Source organism: Streptomyces sp. ISL-99 (genome assembly GCF_018614005.1).
Taxonomy (GTDB): Bacteria; Actinomycetota; Actinomycetes; order Streptomycetales; family Streptomycetaceae; genus Streptomyces; species Streptomyces flavidovirens.
This window is the reverse complement of sequence record NZ_JAGGPC010000019.1, coordinates 37,994-60,122: the sequence shown is the minus strand read 5'-3', so window position 1 is coordinate 60,122 and position 22,129 is coordinate 37,994. Positions and strand designations below refer to the sequence as shown.

The 22,129-nt window shown below is 72.1% G+C and carries 18 protein-coding genes and 1 pseudogene; 8 read left to right on the top strand and 11 right to left on the bottom strand.

Annotated features, from left to right (window positions below; translation table 11 throughout):
- Nucleotides 1–11: 11 nt before the first annotated feature.
- Nucleotides 12–1,184, bottom strand: coding sequence for a xylose isomerase (xylA, locus tag J7E91_RS11385; RefSeq protein ID WP_214901710.1), 1,173 nt, complete (start codon nucleotides 1,182–1,184; stop codon nucleotides 12–14).
- Nucleotides 1,185–1,281: 97 nt separating this feature from the next.
- Between xylA and xylB the strand changes: the two genes are divergently transcribed.
- Together xylB and J7E91_RS11375 are read left to right on the top strand one after the other, a co-directional pair.
- Entirely contained in the window at nucleotides 1,282–2,748 is a 1,467-nt protein-coding gene (xylB, locus tag J7E91_RS11380; protein WP_214901554.1) for a xylulokinase, read from the top strand.
- A 329-nt stretch (nucleotides 2,749–3,077) separates the two neighbouring features.
- The gene (locus J7E91_RS11375; RefSeq protein WP_214901552.1) at nucleotides 3,078–3,590 is read left to right on the top strand and encodes a hypothetical protein; all 513 of its coding nucleotides are present in this window, start codon (nucleotides 3,078–3,080) and stop codon (nucleotides 3,588–3,590) included.
- Between the two features lie 49 nt (nucleotides 3,591–3,639).
- On the opposite strand, the gene J7E91_RS11370 is transcribed toward J7E91_RS11375, so the two are convergent.
- Nucleotides 3,640–5,172: an alpha/beta fold hydrolase gene (locus J7E91_RS11370; RefSeq protein ID WP_214901550.1), complete on the bottom strand. Its 1,533-nt coding sequence runs from the start codon at nucleotides 5,170–5,172 to the stop codon at nucleotides 3,640–3,642.
- 129 nt (nucleotides 5,173–5,301) lie between these two features.
- Here J7E91_RS11370 and J7E91_RS11365 point away from each other — a divergent pair, with 129 nt between their 5' ends.
- A complete protein-coding gene (locus tag J7E91_RS11365) occupies nucleotides 5,302–6,216 on the top strand; it encodes a MerR family transcriptional regulator (protein ID WP_214901548.1) in 915 nt (304 codons plus the stop codon).
- A gap of 32 nt (nucleotides 6,217–6,248) precedes the next feature.
- Here J7E91_RS11365 and J7E91_RS11360 read toward each other — a convergent pair whose 3' ends face one another.
- The 3 genes from J7E91_RS11360 to J7E91_RS11350 all read right to left on the bottom strand — a co-directional run bounded on the left by J7E91_RS11360 (nucleotide 6,249) and on the right by J7E91_RS11350 (nucleotide 8,227).
- Nucleotides 6,249–7,058 (bottom strand): SAM-dependent methyltransferase, encoded by an 810-nt coding sequence (locus tag J7E91_RS11360; protein ID WP_214901547.1) that lies wholly within the window; start codon nucleotides 7,056–7,058, stop codon nucleotides 6,249–6,251.
- 61 nt (nucleotides 7,059–7,119) lie between these two features.
- Complete coding sequence (locus J7E91_RS11355) at nucleotides 7,120–7,356, bottom strand: DUF397 domain-containing protein (protein WP_214901545.1); 237 nt, start codon at nucleotides 7,354–7,356, stop codon at nucleotides 7,120–7,122.
- Between the two features lies 1 nt (nucleotide 7,357).
- Complete coding sequence (locus J7E91_RS11350; protein ID WP_214901543.1) at nucleotides 7,358–8,227, bottom strand: helix-turn-helix transcriptional regulator; 870 nt, start codon at nucleotides 8,225–8,227, stop codon at nucleotides 7,358–7,360.
- Nucleotides 8,228–8,430: 203 nt separating this feature from the next.
- On the opposite strand from J7E91_RS11350, the gene J7E91_RS11345 reads away from it, so the two are divergent.
- The 4 genes from J7E91_RS11345 (at nucleotide 8,431) to J7E91_RS11330 (ending at nucleotide 12,112) form a co-directional block, all read left to right on the top strand.
- A complete protein-coding gene (locus tag J7E91_RS11345; protein WP_214901541.1) occupies nucleotides 8,431–8,871 on the top strand; it encodes an ATP-binding protein in 441 nt (146 codons plus the stop codon).
- A gap of 8 nt (nucleotides 8,872–8,879) precedes the next feature.
- Complete coding sequence (locus tag J7E91_RS11340) at nucleotides 8,880–9,398, top strand: hypothetical protein (protein WP_251015518.1); 519 nt, start codon at nucleotides 8,880–8,882, stop codon at nucleotides 9,396–9,398.
- Nucleotides 9,399–9,529: 131 nt separating this feature from the next.
- Nucleotides 9,530–10,792, top strand: a complete 1,263-nt coding sequence (locus tag J7E91_RS11335; RefSeq protein ID WP_214901539.1) for an SGNH/GDSL hydrolase family protein — start codon at nucleotides 9,530–9,532, stop codon at nucleotides 10,790–10,792.
- 45 nt (nucleotides 10,793–10,837) lie between these two features.
- Nucleotides 10,838–12,112 carry an MFS transporter gene (locus tag J7E91_RS11330; protein ID WP_214901537.1) on the top strand — a complete coding sequence of 425 codons (1,275 nt, stop codon included), beginning with the start codon at nucleotides 10,838–10,840 and terminating at the stop codon, nucleotides 12,110–12,112.
- Nucleotides 12,113–12,137: 25 nt separating this feature from the next.
- Here J7E91_RS11330 and J7E91_RS11325 read toward each other — a convergent pair.
- The 6 genes and pseudogenes from J7E91_RS11325 to J7E91_RS11300 form a co-directional block, all read right to left on the bottom strand.
- Nucleotides 12,138–14,769 (bottom strand): annotated as a pseudogene (locus J7E91_RS11325) (AAA family ATPase).
- A gap of 234 nt (nucleotides 14,770–15,003) precedes the next feature.
- Complete coding sequence (locus J7E91_RS11320) at nucleotides 15,004–15,792, bottom strand: 4'-phosphopantetheinyl transferase superfamily protein (RefSeq protein ID WP_308376368.1); 789 nt, start codon at nucleotides 15,790–15,792, stop codon at nucleotides 15,004–15,006.
- 87 nt (nucleotides 15,793–15,879) lie between these two features.
- Nucleotides 15,880–17,202 (bottom strand): aromatic acid/H+ symport family MFS transporter, encoded by a 1,323-nt coding sequence (locus tag J7E91_RS11315; protein WP_308376366.1) that lies wholly within the window; start codon nucleotides 17,200–17,202, stop codon nucleotides 15,880–15,882.
- 130 nt (nucleotides 17,203–17,332) lie between these two features.
- Nucleotides 17,333–17,911: a cysteine dioxygenase family protein gene (locus J7E91_RS11310; RefSeq protein WP_214901535.1), complete on the bottom strand. Its 579-nt coding sequence runs from the start codon at nucleotides 17,909–17,911 to the stop codon at nucleotides 17,333–17,335.
- Nucleotides 17,912–18,013: 102 nt separating this feature from the next.
- Nucleotides 18,014–18,919 (bottom strand): LysR family transcriptional regulator, encoded by a 906-nt coding sequence (locus J7E91_RS11305; RefSeq protein WP_214901533.1) that lies wholly within the window; start codon nucleotides 18,917–18,919, stop codon nucleotides 18,014–18,016.
- A 143-nt stretch (nucleotides 18,920–19,062) separates the two neighbouring features.
- Nucleotides 19,063–21,306, bottom strand: coding sequence for a sialidase family protein (locus J7E91_RS11300; RefSeq protein WP_214901531.1), 2,244 nt, complete (start codon nucleotides 21,304–21,306; stop codon nucleotides 19,063–19,065).
- A 312-nt stretch (nucleotides 21,307–21,618) separates the two neighbouring features.
- Between J7E91_RS11300 and J7E91_RS11295 the strand changes: the two genes are divergently transcribed.
- Nucleotides 21,619–22,125, top strand: a complete 507-nt coding sequence (locus tag J7E91_RS11295; RefSeq protein ID WP_214901529.1) for a CHRD domain-containing protein — start codon at nucleotides 21,619–21,621, stop codon at nucleotides 22,123–22,125.
- Nucleotides 22,126–22,129 lie beyond the last annotated feature (4 nt).

Below are 22,129 nucleotides of genomic sequence, written 5' to 3'. Positions count from 1 at the left end.
GCCGGCCCCCGCTATTGGCGTACGCCCAGCAGGTGGTCGAGCGCCAGTTGATCGAGCACCTCGAAGGCCATGCTCCGTTCGGCTGCCGCCGTGACGTCGAACTCCTCGTACGCGCCACGGTCGGCGAGCAGCGCCGCGAGGCCGTCGGCGGCGGTGGGGCGGGCGAGGTCGTCGAGGCGGGAGGCACGCAGCGCGTCCTGGACCGCCGGGTCGGCGCGGAAGGCGGCGGCCCGCTCCTTGAGGATGAGGTAGTTGCGCATACAGCCGGCGGCGGAGGCCCATACGCCGTCGGTGCCATCCGTACGTACGGGCTTGAAGTCGAAGTGGCGGGGCCCTTCGTAACCGGCCGTCTCCAGCAGGTCGACAAGCCAGAAGGCCTGGCGCAGGTCGCCGGCGCCGAAGCGGAAGTCCTGGTCGTACTTGATGCCGGTCTGGCCGTTGAGGTCGATGTGGAAGAGCTTGCCCGCCCACAGGGCCTGGGCGATGCCGTGCGGGAAGTTGAGGCCGGCCATCTGCTCGTGGCCGGTCTCGGGGTTCACGCCGACCAGTTCGGGGCGTTCCAGGCGCTCGATGAACGCGAGGGCGTGGCCGATGGTGGGCAGGAGGATGTCGCCGCGCGGCTCGTTGGGCTTGGGTTCGATGGCGAAGCGCAGGTCGTAGCCCTGCTCGGTGACGTACGCGCCGAGGAGGTCGAAGGCTTCCTTCATCCGGTCGAGGGCGACGCGCACGTCCTTCGCGGCCCCGGACTCCGCCCCCTCGCGGCCGCCCCAGGCGACGTAGGTGGTGGCCCCCAGTTCCACGGCGAGGTCGATGTTGCGGATGGTCTTGCGCAGGGCGTAGCGGCGTACGTCGCGGTCGTTGGCGGTGAAGGCGCCGTCCTTGAAGACGGGGTGGGTGAAGAGGTTGGTGGTCGCCATCGGCACCTTCATGCCGGTGGCGTCCAGCGCCTGGCGGAACCGCTTGACGCACGCCTCCCGCTCGGCGTCCGAGGAGCCGAAGGGGATGAGGTCGTCGTCGTGGAAGGTGACGCCGTGGGCGCCGAGGGCGGCGAGGCGCTGGACGGACTCGACCGGGTCCAGGGCCGGGCGGGTCGCCGTACCGAAGGGATCGACGCCCTGCCAGCCGACGGTCCACAGACCGAAGGTGAACTTGTCGTCCGGGGTGGGGGTGAAGCGCTCCGTCATGCGACTCATGTGACCGGCCTCCATTTGTTTGTTGACATGACTAATACTGCACGACCAATCTGTCCCACAGAAGCGAACCGAGGAAACGAGGGGTCCCATGCCGCCGAGCACCGTCGTCATCGGGGTGGACAGTTCCACGCAGTCCACGAAGGCGGCGTTCGTCGACGCCGCGACCGGCCGGCTGCTGGCCGTCGGGCGCGCGCCGCACGAGGTCACCGGCGAGGCGGGTGCGCGCGAGAGCGATCCGCAGGGGTGGTGGCAGGCGCTGGGCGAGGCGGTCGCCGCCGGACTGCGGGAGTCGGGGGTACGGGCGTCCGCCGTCAGCGGCATCGCGGTCGCGGGCCAGCAGCACGGCCTGGTCGTACTCGACGGCGCGGGGCGGCCGCTGCGTCCCGCCCTGCTGTGGAACGACACCCGTTCCGCTCCGCAGGCCGCCGCCCTCACCGCGGCGCTCGGCGGCCCCGCGGCGTGGACGGCACGTACGGGATCGGTCCCGGTCGCCTCCATGACGGCCGCGAAGTGGCAGTGGTTGCGCGAGAACGAGCCGTACGCCGCCGAGTCCGCCGCCGCCGTACGCCTGCCCCACGACTTCCTCACGGAACGGCTGGCCGGGGTGGCGGCGACCGACCCCGGCGACGCCTCGGGCACCTGCTGGTACTCCACCGCCACCGGTGCGTACGACGCGGAACTCCTCGGCCTGGTCGGCCTGGACGAGAAGCTGCTGCCGACCGTGGCCCCGACCGGCGCCACCCGCATCGGTTCCCTCACGCGCGCGGCGGCCGAGCGGCTCGGCCTGCCCGCCGGGATCGCCGTCGCGGCGGGTACGGGCGACAACATGGCCGCGGCGGTGGGGCTCGGCCTCGGCGGCGCCGGGCTGCTGGACCATCCGGTGCTCAGCCTGGGCACCTCCGGCACGGTGTTCGCGGCGACCCGCACCCGGCCGGCGTCGCCCGCGCTGGCCGGTTTCGCCGCCGCCGACGGCGGTTACCTGCCGCTCGCCTGCACCTTGAACTGCACCCTCGCCGTCGACAAAGTCGCGGCCCTCCTCGGCCTGGACCGCGACGACGCCGCTCCGGGCGGCGAGGCCGTGCTCCTCCCGTACCTCGACGGCGAACGCACTCCCGACCTCCCCGCCGCCTCCGGCCTCCTGACCGGCCTGCGCCACGACACCACGCCGCAGCAACTCCTGGGCGCCGCCTACGAGGGCGCGGCCGTGACCGTCCTGCGGGCCCTCGACGAGGTACTGCGCGCCTGCGGCCTCGACCCCGCCGACTCCCGGGTCGCCTCGCGCCCGCTGCGCCTGATCGGGGGCGGGGCGCGGGGACGCACCTGGGTGGAGACCGTACGCCGCCTCTCCGGCCGCCCGCTCCTGATCCCCAAGACCACCGAACTGGTCGCCCTCGGCGCGGCGGCCCTCGCCGCGGGGGCGGCGAGCGGGCAGGACGCGGTGGCGGTCGCCGCCGGATGGGGCGCCGGTTCCGGCACGGAAGTCCCGCCGATGGAACGCGACTTGGCCACGTGGGCCCGGGTCACGTCGGTACTCGACGACCTCACTGGGCGTTAGTCTGTCGAGTGACTTCGGCTGAACGCCGCGAACATCACGATCGACGGCGACTGCCGTCCGGACGCGGCGACGCTGCCCAGGATCGCCCACGAGTCCGTGGAGCGCCAGCGCCGGGCCGGCGCGTCGGTCGAGGTCACCGGACGCCGCGAGACGCGCGAGCGGGCGGTGGTCCGCCTGGTTCTGACGGCCACCGCGTCCCAGCACCCCGACGTCTGGACGACTTCCAGTGCTTCGTGCGCACAGTCCGCCCGGACACCGGCGCGGCTTCGTAGCGGCTCCTCCGAAGCGGCACCTCGCACCGGCAAACCGACTCTTCATAGGTGGATCTCATGGGACTCTTCGACAAGCTCACCGGAACCAAGCGCCCCGCCGACGGTGTCGCCCCTCGGTCCGCGGCTGAGGTCCACGCGGCTCTGCTCGGCCTCAATCGCCCTGATGTCCCGTACGTCATCAGGGACGGCCGAGAGGAGGGCGCCGACCTGGTGGCCGAGTGGCGCATCCTGGACCCGGCCTGGCAGACCTTCTTCGTCCGCAACCAGGTGAGCCGGGTGTTCCAGGTCCGTATGCGCCTGGTCCCGGAGAAGAACGAAGTCCGTTCCCTCGACCAGCAGTACGAGGTCACGTGGGCCGGCGACACCCCCAGGCTCGCCCTCGCGGCCGAGGCCCAACGCGGCCAGGTACATACGGTCTCCAAGAGCTGGACGCTCGGCCGCGGCGAAGACGGCGGTCTCGAAGCGACCGAGACGTTCACCTTCGACAGCTCTGACCTGAAGAACCCCCTACAGGACACCGTCCTGGGCGCGGGGTGGACCTGGCGCGGAGTCGTCACCGGCAAGCTGTGAACTCGGCGCCACCACACCCGCGAGGCAAGAGCCGCTGCTCAGGGGCCCTTCAGCTCCGCAAGTGCCTCAGCACGGACCGGACCGCGTGCTGCACGGCGTGGCGTGTCTGGCCGGTGTGGTCGATCGTCTCGAAACCGTGGTGGCCCAGCGGTACGTCGACCACCTCGACATTGGCCTCGCAGTCCTTGGCGGCGGTCAGGAACTCCTCGACCGTCGCCGCTATCTCCGGGAGTTCGAGCCCCACCCGGGTCAGTACGATCGGCAGGTGTCCCGCGGTACGCACCGCGGTCGCGGGACGGAACCGGGAAGTGGCAGGGCCCCAGCTCGGCAGCGGCGCGAGTATGGGATAGGTCGCCGCCACGCACCGCAGCCAGGGCGGGGGCGCCGCGAGCCAGTCGGCCGACAGCGGTCCGCCACCGGAGAAGTACCACAGCGCGACGCGGTCCCCGTCGACGCGCGGATCGGCTCGTACGAGCTCGACCGCTTCGGCGACATCCTCGGCAGCGCGCCCGTAGTCGGACAGGTCGTGCAGCCGGTGATCCAGCGTCACACCGACCGCTCCCAGACCGGCCACGTACTGGCCGTAGCCGACAAGGGCCGGCCAGTCACGCGGGGTCGGCCGCACACCGGCGGGGACAGGGCCGCCATGGACGAACACCACCGCCGGCCAGGGTTGTTCGGCATCAGGCAGGTGGAGATCGACGTTTCCCACCCTCTCCCGGGGCCGTTCCGGTACGTCCATGAGGAAGGGCCGGAGGTGTGCGGGCTGTTCGCCCACCGTCGGGGACAGTCGGTGGCCTTCTCCCGCGGCGGCCCGGAGCAGTACGTCGGCCAGTTCGCCGGGGGTGGAGAGCATCGGCCAGTGTCCGGTGTCGAGTTCGAAGAAACTCACCCGGGGGTCGGTGAGCGCCTGGAGGCGGGGGTCCCCGAGTCCCACCTGGAGCTCGACCATGGCGATGCCCGGCCCGTTGGCGGTGCACAGGACGCCGGTCACCGGCAGCTCGGAGCCCGCCCCGGACAGCCGCAGTGGCTGGGTGAGCGTGCCCACCGGCTGCGGTGCGGCGAGACGGGTCAGCCGTGCGAGCGCGTCTGCGGGGACGCCCGCGAGGCTGCCCCAGCGCTGCCACTCGTCGAGCGGCGGCGGGGGGACGCGCCAATCGTCCCCGGCCTGCCCTGCGGCCTGCCCGGCGTCCTCCCCGGACCGGTGCAGCAGCCGGTCGCGGACCGCCTGGTCGGGCACGAGCTTGAGCGCCGGGTCGCCGTCCTGGGGCAGGCCCGCGTCCAGGTGGACGATCCGGGCGATCCGCTCCGGGCGCCGGTCGGCAGCGCCGAGCACCGGGTGGATGCCGTAACCATGACCGGCCATCACCACCTGTGGCGCGTCCACATGGTCGATCAGCTGCACCACATCCTGGATATGCGTCTCCAGATCCGTGCCGGGTCCCGCCAGGTGGCGGTGCTCCCCCATGCCGGTGAGCGTCACCGGATACACCTCGGCCCCCGACTCCCGCAGCCGGGCGGCCACCTCCCGCCATATCCAGCCGCCGGTGTGGGTCTCCGAAACCAGTATGAATGCCGTCATCAACATCTCCTCGCACGCCTCGTAGGCCTCGTAAGCCTTGGTCAGGGGATCGGCCGCATTGGCCGTCCGCGCTCGCCGGTACGGTAGGAGCTCCCCCTGAGGGAGGTTCAAGCCTTGTCCCCTGACGGCATGTGGAGTATCGGAGAGCTCGCCGAGCATGCGGGCGTCACCGTCAAGACCGTCCGCTTCTACTCCGACCGCGGCCTGCTGCCCGAGGCCGTCCGCAGCGCCGGCGGCCACCGCCGGTACGGCCCCGGCGCACTGGACCGGCTGCGTACGATCCGCTCCCTGCGCAACCTCGGCCTGCCGGTCCCCGAGGTGGGCCGGATCCTCGACCGGGAGGACGCGCTGGAGGACGTCGTCGCGGGGCAGCTGCGGGAGGTCGGCTCGCGGCTGGCCGCCCTGCGCTGGCGGGAAGCCGCCCTCCAGTTGCTCCGGGACTGCGCCCCCGAGGAACGCGCCGAGCGGCTGCGCCTGATCGGCGCCGTGGCCGCCCCGCCCAGCACAGCCGCGCTGGCGCGCTTCTGGCGGCGCTGGCTGCCCCCGCGGCTTCCGGCCCGGGTGGCCGCCGCGGTCATCGAACAGGCAGTCCCACAGCCGCCGGTGGATCCGACCTCGGCCCAGGTACTGGCCTTCACCCGGCTGCACGCCTTCGTCTCCGGCGACTGCCCCGGCGGCGATCGCGGCCAGCCCGAGGCGCACCGGCCCGACAAGGGCTACCGCCCGGCCGTGCTCTACGACGGTCTCGGTGAGGCGTTCGCGCTGGCGGCGCCGCACCTGCGGGCACAGCGGGCACCGCACGAGGGCGAGGCACTCGACTGCTTCGTCTCCGCGTACGCCCGCTCACACGGCACGCGTGACACTCCCGCGTTCCGCCGCCGGCTCGGCGGCCAGCTCGCCGCGGACCCCCGTATCGACCTCTACTGGCAGCTCACCGCCGAAGTGACCACCCCGCCGTCCGGCCCGCCGGAACCGACCGCCGGGGCCGCCCACGACTGGCTCCTCGCCGCCCTGGACGCCCAGGTCGCCCGTACGGCCGTCTGAACGGGGTGGTTTCACCCTGTGTCCGGCCCGGTTCAGACCTTGCGGGCCACACCCGCGTACCCGGGGATCGGGTCGTCGCCCGCGACCGGGACCACTTCTCCGAGCTCCGGTCGCCAGTCTGCGGCCAGCGAGACGCCCGGCTCGACGAGCTCGAAGTCGTTGAAGAACTCGGCGAACTCCGCGCGGGAACGCGGCCGCAGGGTGAGCCCCTTGGCGGCGTACAGCTCCGACGCCTTCGCCGCGCCCGCCGGGTCGAAGTCCCCGGTGACGTGGGACAGGACCAGGTAACTGCCGGACGCCAGCCGGTCCATGAGGCGGTTCACCAGCGCGTGCGCACCGTCCTCGTCACCCACGAAGTGCAGCAGCGCGACAAGCGACAGCGCGACCGGCTTCGTGAAGTCGAGCGTCTTGCCCGCCCGCTCCAGGATGAGGTCGGGTTCGCGGGCGTCCGCCTGGATGTACTCGGTGGCGCCCTGCGGCGTGGAGCGCAGCAGCGCCTCCGCGTGGGCGAGCACGATCGGGTCGTTGTCGCAGTAGACGATGCGCGCCTCGGGGGTGGTCCGCTGAGCGATCTGGTGCAGGTTCGGCTCGGTCGGTATGCCCGTACCGATGTCGAGGAACTGACGTACGCCGTTCTCCGCGAGCCAGCGAGTGGCACGGTGCATGAACGCCCGGTTGACCCGCGCCATGTCACGGCCCCGCGAGTCGAGGGTGAGGAGCTGGCGTGCCATCTCCTCGTCGACCGGGTAGTTGTCCTTGCCGCCCAGGAACCAGTCGTACATGCGCGCGGGGTGCGGCTTGCTGGTGTCGATCTCGACGGCAGTGTGGTCTTGCCCAGTCATACGGCGCTCCGTGGTCAGCGGGGGTGAGTGGTGAACGGTGAACGGTGGGAAGTGTGGCGGATCAGGTGAGCAGGAAGTCGGCCTGGCCGGCCTTCGCTCCCTGGATGAACGCGGCGATCTCGCCAGGGGTGTAGATCAGCGCGGGGCCCTCGGGGTCGGCGGACTGGCGGACGGCGACCCTGCCGTCGGCCAGCTTCATGGCTTCGACGCAGTTGCCGCCGTTGCCGCCGCTCCACGGCTTGTACCAGCCCTCCGCGGGCAGGTCGTTGGCGGGCATGCCGTTGTATATCCGGTCCATCTCACAGCTCCTTGCGGAGATTCCTGAGGATCTCCTTTGTGCGTTGTGCAGTCGCGGCCTGAGCCGCCATGCGGTCCATGACTTCGAGGTAGGCAGCCACCTCGGGGCGCGCGTCGAGATAGACCGCGCCGGTCAGGTACTCGCTGTAGACCATGTCCGGCAGTTCCGGTACGGCGAAGCGGAAGAGGACGAACGGGCCGTAGGTGCCGGGATGGTGTCCCGTGGCGAACTCGGCGATCTGCAAGGTGACATTGGGCATTTCGACGGCCTCCAGGAGGCGGTCGATCTGCTCCCCCAGCACATCCGGCCTGCCGACCGGCCGGCGCAGCACCGTCTCGTCCATGACGACCCACAGCTTCGGGGCGTCGGCGCGGGTGAGGAGGCTCTGACGCTCCATGCGCAGGGCCACATGCCGCTCGATGGCGTCGGCGGCACCGGGGCCGGCCTGCCCGACGGCTCCGCCGCGCAGGATGGCGCGGGCGTAGCTCTCGGTCTGCAGGAGGCCCGGGACGAACTGCGGCTCGTACGCCCTGATGAGCGACGCGGCGCCCTCCAGGCTGACGTACATGCTGAACCAGTCGGGCAGGGTGCCGTGGAACCGCTGCCACCAGCCGGGCCTGTTCGCCTCCTCGGCCAGCTCGACGAAGGAATCGATGTCCTGCGGGGAATGCCCGTACGCCTGCAGCAGGAGCTGCACGTAAGGGATTTTCAGCCCGACCTCGGCCGTCTCCATCCTGCGGATGGTGGCCGGGGTGACGCGGAGCACCCTGGCGGCCGCTTCGCGCGTCATGCCTGCCCTTTCGCGCAGTTCCAGCAGGCGCTTCCCGAGAACGACCTGGCCCACTGTCGGGGCGGACCGCGGTTCACTCACTTCAGACCTCCCCGTGGCTGTTGCGAGCAGTGTGCCACGCGGTTGCAGTCAAAGAAGCGACACTCTGCAATTTTCATAGTGGCCCTTGCCAAGTGCCGCGTTGGGGTGGAGAGTTGCGCGGTGAACCAGTTCACGCGGATGCCGTGCGCTGCCACCGGAGGGAGGCAGTTGCCGGCGCTGCCCCCCACCGTGAGGAAACGCTCGTGGCACCAGGCACTGCGCTCGTCCCCCAGCTCATGGACCGCTGCCGGGGAACGGCCGTACGCCGGTACGGGTTCGAATTGCCCGCCCGCGCTGAATTTGTGTCCTCGGCACGGCATCTGACCGGGCAACAGCTCGCGCGGTGGGGCGTCGACGAGGACACCTGTGACACGGCGGCTCTGATCGTCTCCGAACTGTTCACCAATGCCGTACTGCACACCGCGAGCGAGCAGGTCGTGTGTGAACTGCGCGACAGCGACGGTCGCCTGCGTGTCGCCGTGAAGGACCAGGGGCTGGAGCCCACCGGGCCGCGGCTGCGTCAGGCCGGCGACGAGGAACACGGGCGCGGGCTGCAGCTCGTCGACACCCTGAGCAGCTTCTGGGGAACGCGCGATGCGACGGACGGTCCGGGGCGCATCGTCTGGGCGGAGCTTCCTTGCTGAGGTCCGTGATGACCAGCCTGCCGGCCGGCCGGCTGTCGCGCGCGCGTCGCCACGAGGCGGGCGCGCAGAGCCGTGCGTACGGCGGCCCCCAGAAGGGCCCGCAGCACGGCGCGCACAACGGCGAGTACAACGGCGAGCAGGGCGGCGAACGGAACGGCGGGCGGAACACCGGACGGGTGCGCCTGCCCGTGCCGCCGGGTCTTTCCACACCGCTCGGCTGCGACGCCGTGGGGCTTCCCGCGCGGCACGGGTTCCGGATGATGGCCCACCTGTCCCGGCCCGGATGCGTCTTCGCCGACGCCGACTGGTGGTGGTGGCTCGTGCCTGCCGAGTCGGACCTCGGGCTCATGTGGCCGCAGCCCGCCCGTTACGTTCCCGGAGCGTACGTACCCGCGACACGTCCGCGCCTGATCCACACGCCGGAGGGCGGCGCACCGTACACGCCGCCGATTCCGCTCTACCTGATGGTCTGCCGGGTCGCGGGCACCGCTCCGGCGTGGTCCACTGTGCCGCATCAGGGGTCCTGACCACCTCCGCGCAAGAGACTGTTCGCGCTTCGCACCCTGGACAGCGCATGCCGTGCCGCGAGTCAATTCCCTGAGTGCCGGACTGGCATGTCCATGCGCATGCCCATGCTCAGGGGAGGAATCTCCGCGCCATGAACAGACCCACGTTACGCAGACACGCCCTGCACGCCCTGCACGCCCTGACCGCCGTCGCCGTCGCGATCGGAACGGTTCTCGCCGCCGGACCGCCCTCCACCGCACGGCCCACGCCCTCGCCCGCGCCCACCGAGCCGGGCAGAACGTCCGTCGTCACCTGGGCCGCCAGCACGGACCGGCTGTCCACCGCCGGCGCCGCCCCGGAGCGCACGTACCGGCTCGTCGTGCACACCAGCGCGGGCGGCAGCGGGCTGCGGATCCGGCTCTCCAACGCCTTCGGCACCCAGCCGGTGACCTTCGGCCGCGCGTACGCCGGACTGCGGGCCACCGGCGCCGCGCTGGTGCCGGGCACCAACCGGCCGCTGACCTTCGCCGGATCGCCCTCGGTGACCGTGCCGCCCGGCGGCTCGGTCTACAGCGACCCGCTGCCCGGCACGGTGCGGCCACGGTCCGACCTGGCCGTCAGCCTGTACGTACGCAGCGCGGGCGGCGCCGCGACGGGTCACAAGATGGCCCTGCAGACGTCGTACATCGCGCCCGTCGGCGACCACGCCGCCGACGACTCCGCCACGCCCTTCACCCGGCGGATCACCTCGTGGTTCTACCTCGACGCCGTCACCGTGGGCGCCCGGCGCGGCACGGGCGCCGTGGCGACGCTCGGCGACTCGATCACCGACGGCGCGATCTCCACCCGCGACACCAACCGCCGCTGGCCGGATTTCCTGGCCCGCAGACTGGACGCCGATCCCGGCTCGCGCGTCAAGGGCGTCGCCAACGAGGGGATCTCGGGCAACAAGGTCCTCAAGGACGGTTCCGGCGAGAGCGCGCTGAAGCGGCTCGACCGGGACGTGCTCTCGCAGCACGGCGTGCGCACCGTGGTGCTGCTCGAAGGGGTCAACGACATCAAGGGCGTCCCGGCGCCGACAGCCGCCGAACTGGTCGCCGGTTACCGGCAGATCATCGACAGGTCGCACGCCGCGGGCGTGTGCGTCGTCGGGGCGACGGTCATGCCGTACGAGGGCTGGCGGGAGTGGACGCCGGCCGGAGAGGCCGTACGGCAGGAGGTCAATGCCTTCATCCGCGGCAGCGGCGCGTTCGACGCCGTCGTCGATTTCGACCGGGCGGTCATGGACCCGGCCGCGCCGTCCCGGCTTCTTCCGGCGTACAACAGCGGCGATCACCTCCACCCCAACGATCTCGGGATGCGCACGATGGCGGACACCGTCGACCTGAAGAGCCTGCGCTGTCCGAGGCGTTGACGGACCGGCGGTTGAGGCCGTTCGCGCGGGGGGAGGGTCGTGATCATGGCACAGACCCTCGCCCCTGCGCGGCGCCCCGTCCGGCAGCTGTTCGCGGCCTCCGTCGGCAACGCCGTCGAGTGGTACGACTGGTACGCGTACACCTTCCTCGCGACCTATATCGCCGGGCAGATATTCCCCAAGGGCTCCGGCAATTCCCTCGTCCCCCTGCTCTCCACCTTCGCCGTCTTCGCCGTCGGCTTCTTCATGCGGCCGGTCGGCGGCCTGCTGATGGGCGCCGTCGCGGACCGGCACGGGCGTCGTGCCGCGCTCACCCTCACCATCCTCCTGATGGGCGGCAGCAGCCTGCTGGTCGGTCTGACCCCGACGTACGCCTCCGCGGGTGTCCTCGCTCCTGTGGTGCTGGTCACCGCGCGCCTGCTCCAGGGACTGTCCGTCGGCGGCGAGTTCGCGGCCTCGACCACGTTCCTCGTCGAGTCCGCCGGGCCGGGCAGGCGCGGTCTCTTCTCCAGCTTCCAGTACGTCTCCACGACCACGGGCCAGCTCGCCGCGTCCGGGATCGCCGCCGCGCTCGTGGCGGGCCTCAGCGAAGGGGCGATGGAGGGGTGGGGGTGGCGCGTTCCGTTCGTCGTGGGAGCGGCCCTGAGTCTCGTCGGGTTCTGGATCCGGCGCGGAGCCCAGGAGACCCTCGCCACCGAGCACGCGCACAAGCCGCGCCCCGGTCTCTTCGACGCCCTGCGGCACCACCCGCGCCAGTCGCTGCTGATCTGCGGCATCACGGCGGGCGGCACCATCGCGTACTACACCTGGACGTCCTATCTGCCGACGTACGCCGAACTGAACGCGGGCATCGCGAAGTCCGACGCGCTGCTCGCGGGCACCATCTCACTGGCCTTCTTCGCGCTGCTCCAGCCGGTCGGCGGGCTGCTGTCCGACCGTTACGGCCGCAAGCCGCTGCTGCTGTTCTTCGGCATCGGCTTCGCGCTGCTGAGCGTGCCCCTGCTGCGCGCCGTCAACGGTTCCTTCACGTCGCTCCTGCTCGTGCAGTGCGCGGGAATGGTCCTGCTCACCGGCTTCACGTCGATCTCGGCGGCGGTCAACGCGGAGATCTTCCCGGCCAGGGTCCGCGCGGCCGGCATCGGTTTCCCGTACTCCCTCACGGTCGCGCTCTTCGGCGGTACGGCGCCCTATGTGGGCACGCTGTTCAAGGAGCTGGGCCGGCCCGGACTGTTCCCGTGGTACGTCGCCGCGCTGTGCCTGGTGTCCACGGCGGTGTACTTCCGGCTTCCCGAGAGCGCGCACAACGAGCTGGACCGCTGACCCGGGCAACGGTCCTGGGTGCTCCTCAGAGCGAACGCAGCGCCTCCCGGGCACGCTTCACCAGTCCGTCGGCGCTGCACTTCTCGGCGAGGACCAGGCCGCGGCTCAGCTCGCCCGCGGACCGCGCGGCGATGCCGTACTCGACCCGCGCCACGGCGTGCTCGTACGCACAGGGTGACCCTTCGAGGCAGGCGACCGCCTTGGCGAGCAGCTCCACTGCCCGTTCTCCCTCCTCCAGGGCCGCCGCACAGCGCAGTGACTCGCCGATGGCGGTGTCCGTACCGAAGCGCTCCGCGCGGTCCCGTACGTAGGCGGCGAGGGCGGCGGCGCGGTCGGGGTCGTCGGCGGCCACCGCGCGGGCGAGATCGCTCGCCCAGGGCGCCATGACACCGTTGTGCCGACCGCGCGAGGTCAACGCCTCTCCCGCCGCTTCGAGTTCGGCGACGGCTTCCTTGGTGCGGCCCTGTGCGAGCAGCAGCCTTCCGCGTACGCACTGGGCGTCGGGAATGACGATCGACGACGGGTACGGCGGAGCGAAAGCGTGGCGTTCGGCCGCCTCCTGGGCGGCGTCGACCCTGCCCCGCGCGAGCAGCGTGTCGATGAGCATGCAGGCGGCGTCCCAGTGCATCGGCAGGCCGTTGCCGACGCGCTCGGCGAGGCGCAGACTCTCGCGCAGACACATCTCGGCCTGGGCGAGCCGGCCGCGCCTGCGCTGGAGGTAGCCGACGAGGGCGTTGGCGAAGGCCAGATGGCCGCCGCTCCAGCCGGAGATCTCGAAGGCGCGCAGTGCCTCGTCGAAGAGGCTCTCGGCCTGGTCGAGCCGGTCCGCGAAGGCGTACGTGAGGCCGAGCAGCGCCGGGGGGCTCGAAACCCCAGGCGGTGTTGGTCCAGCCGAGGCCCGGTGCGAGCATGCCGTCGAGCAGGGCGCGGTCGCAGATCTGGACGATCTCCTCCGCGTTCTCCCCGCGTGCGGTGCCGTCGAAGGCTCTCAGTATGAGCAGCACGCGTTCGGAGTTGTCGCGGCCCTGGAGATTTTCGGTCATCTCGGCGAGGCGCCGGGAGCGTCCTGGGCCGTCGTCCTCGGCCGCCTGTACGCCCTCCCACAGGAAGTGCACGGCCTGGAGACGCATCCTGGCGGGGCCGGGGCCGGTCCTGGCGACCTCGGCGGCCACGACCTGGGCCGCTTCCCGCGTCTGGTTGTTGTGCGTGAGCGCCTGGGACAGCCGGAAGACCGCGTCCACACGCTGACCGGCGTCCAGGCCCGGCATGCCCAGGGCCGTCCGCAGGTGGCCCACGGTGGTGGCGGGCGAGGTCAGCAGCGTGGCGCAGCCCAGTTCGTACAGCACCTTGGCATGTTCTTCCGGCAGCGGAGGCTCTTCGAGGGCGCGCTCCAGACAGCGCCTGGCGGCGTCCGGAGCGCCGACGGCGAGGTGCTCGGAGGCGGCCTCGCGGAGCTGGGCGACCAGCTCCGGGTCGTCGTCCGGGTGGACTTCGAGGAGGTGCCTCGCGGCAGCCGCCGCGCCCCGGCCCGCCCGGGTGACCGCCCAGGCGGCCAGGCCGTGCATGGCCGTGCGGGTGGCGGGCGGAATGGCGCGGTAGACGGCGCCCGCGATGAGCGGGTGGACGAACTCCATCGGGTCCGTACCGGTGAGAATGCGGGCCGTGCGCAGCCGTTCGGCGCAGTCGGCGGCCCGGGCACCGGCGAGGCCGGCGAGCGACGCGGCCAGGTCCAGCGAGATCTCCGTGCCGAGGATGGCGGCGGCCCAGGCGAACCTGGTGGTGTCGGTGCCCAGTTCTTCGAGCCGGGCGATCAGGCCGGTGCCGCGGGCGGCGGCACCGAGGGCGCGCAGGGCGCCCGCGGAGCCCTCGACCGGGTCCAGGCGTTCGTCGCTCACCTTGGCGACGAGCTCCACGGTCTCGTACAGGTTGCCGCCGGTGACCGCCCACACCTCACGGCAGAACGGATCGTCCGCGTGCTCGCCCAGGGCGGCGCGTGCGAGGCTCGCCACCGCCTCGGCGCTGAGCGCCCGCAGGGTGACGCACTGCCGGGCGACGGCCTCCATCGCCCGGATGAACTCCGCGGTGTCACCGGTGGGTTCCTCGGTGCGGTACGCGATGACGACGAGCACGGGAAGGTCGTCGCGCTGGACGAAGGACGCCAGCCAGCCGAGGGTCTCCAGGTCGGCCCAGTGGGCGTCGTCGACGAGCAGGACCAGCGGCCGGTGCACGGTCGCCAGGCGCAGGAGCAGGGCGTCCAGGCCGTCCCGGACACCCTGGGGGTCGGCCCTCCCACCGGCCGGCGCCACGCCGAGCGCGGGGCCGATGATGTCGTAGCCGTCACCGAGCAGGTCCCTGGCGTCCACCGCGCCGGGCAGCGCGAGTGCGGGCTGCAGGAGTTGCCGTACGACATGGAAGGGGACGGAGGTGACGGTCTCGCCGGCGCGCGCGGACCACACGGTGCACCGTCCGGCGGCGAGTCGCCGGACCTCGGCCAGCAACGCGGTCTTGCCCAGGCCCGCCTCACCACTGCAGACGAGAACTCCACCGGCAGGCACGTCGGCGCAGAGCGCGTCGACGGCGCGTGCGGCGGCAGCGAGTTCAGTCTCGCGCTCCAGCAGCGGGACGGTGACCGGGAGCTCCGGGCCGGACACCATCATCCCTCCCCAAACCGTGGCGGACCTCGAGCGTAGCCCGGCAGCGCTGTCGGTGGAATCGTTCCGCGCACTTCGGTCCGGTACGAGTGAACGACCGTTACCCGGCATTTCGTCACTGGCCGCCCCCGGCTTGCGGACTCCGGGGCTCCGGTCAACACGCGCGCGGTCGGGGTCGTATACAACCGCCGGAGCGGCCCGCCGCGCAGTCGGACACAGCAGGCCGTGGCAGGTGTCGTGTCAGGCGCGGTGGAGCGGTTCGCGTGACGCGCGTTCCCCATCGCTCGGAGCGGAAGCCTGCGCGGGCGCGGACTGAACGGCGACGGCGGCCGCGAAGCCGTCGGGGGCCACCACATCGCTGACGAGCCAGCCCGCCGGATGGTTCGCCGCCGCCGGGCCGGTGCCGAGGTAGTCGAGCGAGAGTCCGCGGGCGAGGCCGAGGCCGAGCCCCTTGAGGTACGCCTCCTTGCGCGCCCAGACCCGCGCGAAGGCCGCGGCCCGCCCGGCCTCGGGCAGGGCCAGGAGCTCGGCGGTCTCTCGCGGATGCAACTCCCCCGCCACCTCCCGCACCACGCCGGGCCTGGGGACCGCCTCCACGTCCACCCCCACGGGCACCGCCGCACAGGCGATCAGTGCCACGCTCCCGCTGTGCGACAGCGAGAAGTGCACCGGGCCGTCCGCCGTGGCGGGCCGCCCGTGCGGCCCGCCGCAGGACGCGCACGGCTCCCGGTGGATGCGCACCGCTGCCGGTTCGATTCCCAGGCAGGCTCCCAGCATCGACCTGAGCGCCACATGGGCGGTGACGTAAGACCTGCGGTCGGCCTCGCGGACGAACGACGCCGCGCGCTTCTTCTCGCCGTCGTCGAGTACGCCGACGGCGAGCCGCGCCGCGACGTCCCCCTGCCGCTCGGCGTCCACACTCCACAGCACGGGCGCCGCGCCGCCGCCTTCGGCGCGCGGCGGCCACACCACGGAAGCGGACGCTCCGAGAACCGGGGTCGTGGGCGCGTACATCACGGTTGCGTTCACCGGCCGAGCATAGGCAGTACGCACCGGAATTCCGAAGCGGGTCGGCCGGACGACGGCCATGGCCGAAGTCCGGGTGCCGGGCCGATGTCAGGCCGCAGTCACCGGCGCGGCCCCCGCACCCGCCCCGGCATCACGCTTGCCCCGGCGTGCCGTCAGCGGCACCAGTGAGATGGCCGCCGCCCCGCAGAGCCCGGCCACCGCGAAGGCGGTGAACCCCCAGTCCTGCATGCCGTTCGCCACCAGGGCGCCCCCCACCGACGGACCGACGACCGCGCCGAGCCGGCCGACGCCGGTGACCCAGCCGAGGCCGGTGGCACGCTGGCCGGGCGCGTAGACGGTGTTGGTGGCGGCGTAGACCATCACCTGGGCGCTGAACAGCCAGACGCCGGTGATGAAGACGACGCCGTACATCAGAGCCAGTCCCAGTTGCTGCCCCATCAACAGCGCGCCGACGGCGGTGAGTACGAACCACAGCGCGGAGACGCGCACCGCGCCGAAGCGGTCGGCGGTGCGTCCGGCGATCAGCATGCCGACGATGCCGCCCGCGTTGATCACCATCAGGAAGCTGATGGAGGAGGTGAGGCCGTAGCCGGAGGCGCGCATCAACTGCGGGAGCCAGGTGCTCACTCCGTACACGAGAAGCAGCCCGCAGAAGGACGCCACCCACAGCAGCGGAGTCGCCCACCGGCAGCCGGGTGCGAACAGGGCGAGCACCGTGTCCCAGCGGCCCTTCGCGCCTGCGGCCGGCGCCTGGGCAGGCTCGGGGGGCTCCAGTCCGTACCGTGCGGCGATCGCGGCGGCCTCGGCCCGGCGGCCTCGGGCGAGCAGTACGCCGGGCGACTCGGGCAGGTAGCGGAGGACGAGCGGTACGGCGACGAGCGCGGGGGCGACACCCGCCCAGAACACCCAGCGCCAGCCGAACGCCGGGGCCAGGGACAGCCCGAGGCCGGTCGCCACCATGCCGCCCGCGTGGTACGAGGTCATCAGCAGCCCGGTCGCGAGGGCCACCCGGCCGCGCGGGGCGAACTCCATGACCATCGCCAGGCAGGTCGGCATCAGCCCGCCGAGCCCGAGGCCCGCGGCGAAGCGCCCCGCGCCGAAGAACGCCGGACCTTCGGCGAGCGCGCAGAGCGCGGAGCCGAGCGAGAAGAGGATCACGGACCAGATCACGACGGGCCGCCGGCCCAGCCAGTCGGTGAGATTCCCGGCGGCCAGCGCACCGAGCAGCATGCCGAAGGTGGTCCAGCTGCCGATGGTGCCTGCGCTGGCGGGGGTGAGCCCCAGGCCCTCGTCGTCGAGCATGTGCGGCATGACGGCGCCGTAGATGTTGACGTCCATGCCGTCGAAGAAGACGACCAGCCAGCACAGGCCGAGTACGAGCGCCACGGGGCGCAGGGATCTCTTGGGCACGGGGGAACCTTCGCGTCGAGGTGTACGAGCGAGCGTTCCGCCACGCCTGGAGGCCGCGTTCGCCCAGTGAACTAATGTTCGTGATCGGCTCGCCCGCAGTTTCCGCCCGCCCTCCGCGCATGTCAATGGGTCAGCGCTCAGCCGCGCGCTCAGTAGGCACCTCGTACACCCGCCGGACGCTCGTGCCGAGGCGCGACAGGTCCGCGCCGTACACGTGCAGGGAGATCGCCACGTCCGTTCCCGCGTTCCACACGCGGTGAATGTCCCCGGGCGGCGCGAAGCCGCACACCGTCCCCCGCGGGTTGACGACGTCCCGCGTGGCGACCAGCCGCGCCGCCGTGCCGTCGCGGGACGGGACGAGCCGGTAGCGCCGCTCGTGTTCGGCGCCCGCGTGGACGCCGGTCGTGCACCACGCCACATGGTCGTGCACGGGGGTGCGCTGGCCGGGCAGCCAGACGAGCGCGACCACGGAGAAACTTCCGTCGGGTTCCGCGTGCAGGAGGTGCTGGCGGTAGCGCTCCGGATCGCTCGCGCGCTGCCCGGCGGTGAGCAGGTCGTCGGCGCCCAGATGCGGCGCGAGCCGCTCGCCGACGAGGTGCGCCGTCGGCTCGGGCGGCAGGCCGAGCGCGACGGCCTCACGGACTTCGGAGATGAATACGGCGAGACGCGTCGTCGTGCGCCCATCCATGGCTGCGGTCGAAGTGGTCATACGGGCAAGCCTTGCGCCGCCCGGCCGGCGACGTCCAAGGAGCGTTTGTGCGGTACCGCCCAAGGTCCGCTTATGAGTTGGACGCGGGCCCCTCGAACGCCGTCAGCAGCCGATCTTGTTCGCCGCGACCGTCCTGAGCTCTCCGAGCACCAGCGCCGTGGCCGGTATCCGCAGATGCTCACGCAGCACGTACGCCGAGATGCGCCGCCGGGACGCCGGCTGCAACGCACGCCCCGCCACCTTCGGGTGGCGGAGGAAGTTGAGCACCAGACCCGGCATCATCGCTGCGCCGAGCCCTTCCGCGACAAGGCTCTGCACCACAAGGTTGTCGTCGGTGGTGAAGGCGATGTCGGGCGCGAAGCCCTGTTCGGCGCACTCGTGCAGGAAGTTGACGCGGCAGCGCGGACAGCCCGCGATCCAGCGTTCGTCCGCGAGGTCCGCCAGCCGAACGGCACGGCGCCGCGCGAGCGGGTGCCCGGCCGGCAGCAGGACCAGTAACTGGTCCTCCATCAAGGGGACTTCCAGCACTTCCTCGGGCACGTCCTCGTGCGACCCCGGATAGGTGAAGGCGAGCGTGATGTCGCATTCCCCGCGCACCAGGCGCCGCAGCGACTCGGGCGGCTCGTCCTCCAGGAGCTCCACTCCCACCCCCGGGTGACCGGCGGCCAGCAGGGCCATGGCCTCGGGGACGAGGGTCGCGTTGGCGCTGGGGAAGGCGCAGACGCGCACCCGTCCCGCGCGCAGCCGGGTGAGGGAGTTCATCTGCTGCCGGGCGGCGGACATGTCGTCGAGGATGACGGCCGCGTGCCGCGCCAGCGTCTCCCCGGCCTCGGTGAGCCGCAGACCGCGGCCGACGCGGGTGAACAGGGGCGTACCGACGTCGCGTTCGAGCGCCTTCATCTGCTGGGTGATCGCGGGCTGCGTGTATCCCAGGACGCGGGCGGCGGCGGAGTACGAGCCGGTCCTGACCACTTCCTGGAAGGACTTGATGTGCCGCGTATCGAACACCCGTGAAGCATAAGCGGATTTTTGGATGTACGAACATCACCAATTCAGCCGTGATGGACGCCCCGTCGGCAGCAGAGCCCCGGATCCGGCCGGGAGACGGCTGACGCCGCGCTCCCGGCCGGCCGCTACGGCGGTACGGGCCGCTACGGCGTACGGAACTCGTAGAAGCCGCGGCCGAACGTGGCCGCCACCAGGCGGTGGTTCCTGGCGTCGTAGTCGAGGTCGTCCACCGGCACCAGCGGCATCCCGCCGCCGAGCCGGCGCCAGCCGCGCGAACCGTTGCGGATGAAGACGCCCTGGTCGGTGGCCGCGTAGAGCCTGCCGCCGCCCGCCAGGACCACATCGTTCACCGGGGCCTGCGGGAGGTTGCCGGACAGGTCGGTCCAGCTCGCGCCCGCGTCGGTCGTGCGCAGCAGGTGCGGCTGGGCCTCGCCCGAGCGGTACCCGGACAGGGCGACGTACGCCGTCTCCGGGTCCTTCGGGTCGACGACGACCCGGGTCACCCAGGGCTGTCCTTCGAGGACCTTCGTCCAGTTTGCGCCGAGGTCACGGGTGACCCAGACCCGGCCGTCGTCCGTACCCGCCCAGACGGTGCGGCCGTCGCGGGCCGCCGCGACGGTGGTGAGGGTGCCGTACGGGTAGTTGTCGCGGCTCGGGCCGCCGGTGAGGTCGGGGCTGATGGGCTGCCAGGTCGCTCCACCGTCGGTGGAGCGGTTCAGGCGGTTGCCGCCGTAGTACATGACGCGCGGGTTCACCGGATCGAACTGGAGCGGAGTGAACCAGTTGCGCCGGTCCGAGGTCGTGGCCTGGGTGAAGTACGTCATCGCGTTGCCGCCGTCGGTCGAGCGGGCGCAATTGCCGTACTGGTAGCAGGCGTAGACGTTCTCGCGGTCGGCCGGGTTGATGAGGTTCTGGAGGCCGTCCCCGCCCAGGTATTCGTTGAAGGCGGCTCCGCCCCAGGAGCGCAGCGAGCCGTTGTCCTGGGCGCCGCCCGATATGCGGCCGGTGTCCTGCGGGGTGGTGGCGACGCTGTAGAGCTGGGTCCACGGCATGTACGTCGCCTTGGTCCATCCCCGGTCTCCGTCGGCCTCCGAGCGGTAGACGCCGCCGTCATTGCCGAGGTAGACGCGGGACGGGCGGCGCGGGTCCCAGACCATGGCGTGCTGGTCGACATGGACGGCCTGGCTCTCACCCGTCCAGCTCGCGCCGCCGTCCTTCGACGTCATCAGGGCGACTCCGGCCGCGTGCACATGGCGTGCGTCGTCCGGGTCGACCCAGACCTTCCCGAACCACCACGAGAACCCGCCCTGCGACTGGGCGAGCTTGCTGTCGTCGGGCAGCCTGGTCCAGCTGTCGCCCGCGTCGGCGGAGGTGAAGAACCCGGCGAACCCGCCCTTCGCGTCACCCACGAGCGCGTACAGCCGTCCCGGTTCGGACGCCGCGACGCCGAGTCCGATACGTCCTGTGTCCGGGCCCGAGGCGGGCAGTCCGCCGCCGAGCCGCCGCCACGTGGAGCCGCCGTCGTCGGAGCGGAAGACGCCGGAGCCCGTGCCGCCGTAGGTGCGCTTGTCGGGCTCGCGCCGCCGGTCCCACATGACGGCGTACACCCGGTCGGGGTCGGCGGGGTCGATCTGCACGTCGACGGCGCCGGTGAACTCGTTCGGTACGTCCAGCACGTGCCGCCACGACTTGCCCGCGTTCTCGGACAGATAGACACCGCGGTCGCCGCCGGGGACGTACAGCGAACCGGCGGCGGCCGCGAAGATCCGGCGCGGGTCGCGCGGGTCGGCGCGCAGGGCGCCGACCGTACCGGAATCGCGCAGACCGGCGGACTTCCAGGTCTTCCCGTCGTCGGTCGAGCGGTAGACGCCCGTGCCTTCGTACGTGAGACTGCCGCCGCCCGGGTTGGGCTCGCCGGTCCCCGCGTACAGCGTCCCGTCGGACGAGGTGGCGACCGCGCCCATCGCCTGCGTCTGCCGCGCGGGCCAGGCGGGGCTGAAGGTGCGTCCGGCGTTCGTCGAACGCCACAGTCCGCCGCTGGCGGCCGCCGCGTAGACGGTGTCGGCGTCCTGCGGGTCCAGGGCGAGATCGACGATGCGCCCACCGATGTTCGTGGGGCCGAGGGGCTTCCATCTGCCCGACGTGCGGGGCAGCTCGGCCGCCTCGGAGGCGGCGGACTCGTACGCGTGCCGGGGCAGCGGTTCCCCCGGAATCTTCTTCTGCAGATAGCTGTACTCGGCCGGGGCGGCGGGACCGCGCAGTACGTCGCCGTCGGCGGCCGTGGCCGCTCCGGCGGTCTGCGATCCGGGGGCCAGCAGTCCGGCCGTGACCAGCGCTGCCCCGATGACGGCCCACTGTGCTGTTCTGGTCGGTCTCCCTCTGAGCATGAGCACACTCCCTACGCGACTTCGACGGCACGTAACGAGGCGCAACCTCTCACCAACAGCCCGTCCACCACCAGTAGTTCACTCAGGCCAAAGGCGAGGGGGCCGATCCGGTCATGCATCCGGTCATGACGCGTTCTCAGCGGCCTGACACCCCCCGGCCCGGTCCCGTCCGCCGCCGACGCACCCATCCAGCCGCGCAAATGTTGAGGGACGGGCGCGGCTGCCCTTGTGTGGGAACCAGCGATCCGGCCTCAGTGCGAGCCACCGGGCTCCCCCGTTTCTCCGATCGCCCGACACAGAGATGAGACGTCCATGCGTGTTCCGACCACCCTGATGGTCTCGGCCGTTTCCTGCGCGGCCGCCTTCGCCACTCTGACCACTCCGGCCGTCGCGGCCGGTACCGGCCCGGCCGACGGCCACGACAGAGTCACCCACGGCCAGGCCCACCTCACCGGCCGCGAGGAAGTGCCCGGGCCGGGCGACCGTAACGGGAGCGGCGAGTTCTGGTACGAGATCAAGCACGGCACCCTGTGCTACTCACTGCACGTACGCAAGATCGCGAAGCCCACCGCCGCGCACATCCACGCGGGCAGGCGCGGTACGGCCGGGCGGATCGTCGTCACCCTCAAGACGCCCACGCACGGGTCCTCGAAGGGCTGCGTCAAGGCTCACCGGCACCAGACGCACGACAACGCCGCCAAGGTCCTGACGTTCCGTGAACTGAGGGCCATCGCCACCAAGCCCGGCAAGTTCTACGCGAACGTTCACAACCGGCCCTTCCCCGACGGGGCCATCCGCGGGCAGCTCCACCGCAAGTAGGGCG

What these genes read in the sequence shown, in the direction of transcription:
- J7E91_RS11375 (WP_214901552.1), top strand. Translation starts at nt 3,078, where the DNA reads ATGGGACTCTTCGACAAGCTCACCGGAACCAAGCGCCCCGCCGACGGT.
- J7E91_RS11365 (WP_214901548.1), top strand. Translation starts at nt 5,302, where the DNA reads ATGTGGAGTATCGGAGAGCTCGCCGAGCATGCGGGCGTCACCGTCAAG.
- J7E91_RS11330 (WP_214901537.1), top strand. Translation starts at nt 10,838, where the DNA reads ATGGCACAGACCCTCGCCCCTGCGCGGCGCCCCGTCCGGCAGCTGTTC.
- J7E91_RS11295 (WP_214901529.1), top strand. Translation starts at nt 21,619, where the DNA reads ATGCGTGTTCCGACCACCCTGATGGTCTCGGCCGTTTCCTGCGCGGCC.
- J7E91_RS11300 (WP_214901531.1), bottom strand. Translation starts at nt 21,306, where the DNA reads ATGCTCAGAGGGAGACCGACCAGAACAGCACAGTGGGCCGTCATCGGG.
- J7E91_RS11340 (WP_251015518.1), top strand. Translation starts at nt 8,880, where the DNA reads ATGACCAGCCTGCCGGCCGGCCGGCTGTCGCGCGCGCGTCGCCACGAG.
- J7E91_RS11355 (WP_214901545.1), bottom strand. Translation starts at nt 7,356, where the DNA reads ATGGACCGGATATACAACGGCATGCCCGCCAACGACCTGCCCGCGGAG.
- J7E91_RS11335 (WP_214901539.1), top strand. Translation starts at nt 9,530, where the DNA reads ATGAACAGACCCACGTTACGCAGACACGCCCTGCACGCCCTGCACGCC.
- J7E91_RS11360 (WP_214901547.1), bottom strand. Translation starts at nt 7,058, where the DNA reads ATGACTGGGCAAGACCACACTGCCGTCGAGATCGACACCAGCAAGCCG.
- J7E91_RS11310 (WP_214901535.1), bottom strand. Translation starts at nt 17,911, where the DNA reads ATGACCACTTCGACCGCAGCCATGGATGGGCGCACGACGACGCGTCTC.
- xylB (WP_214901554.1), top strand. Translation starts at nt 1,282, where the DNA reads ATGCCGCCGAGCACCGTCGTCATCGGGGTGGACAGTTCCACGCAGTCC.
- xylA (WP_214901710.1), bottom strand. Translation starts at nt 1,184, where the DNA reads ATGACGGAGCGCTTCACCCCCACCCCGGACGACAAGTTCACCTTCGGT.
- J7E91_RS11370 (WP_214901550.1), bottom strand. Translation starts at nt 5,172, where the DNA reads ATGACGGCATTCATACTGGTTTCGGAGACCCACACCGGCGGCTGGATA.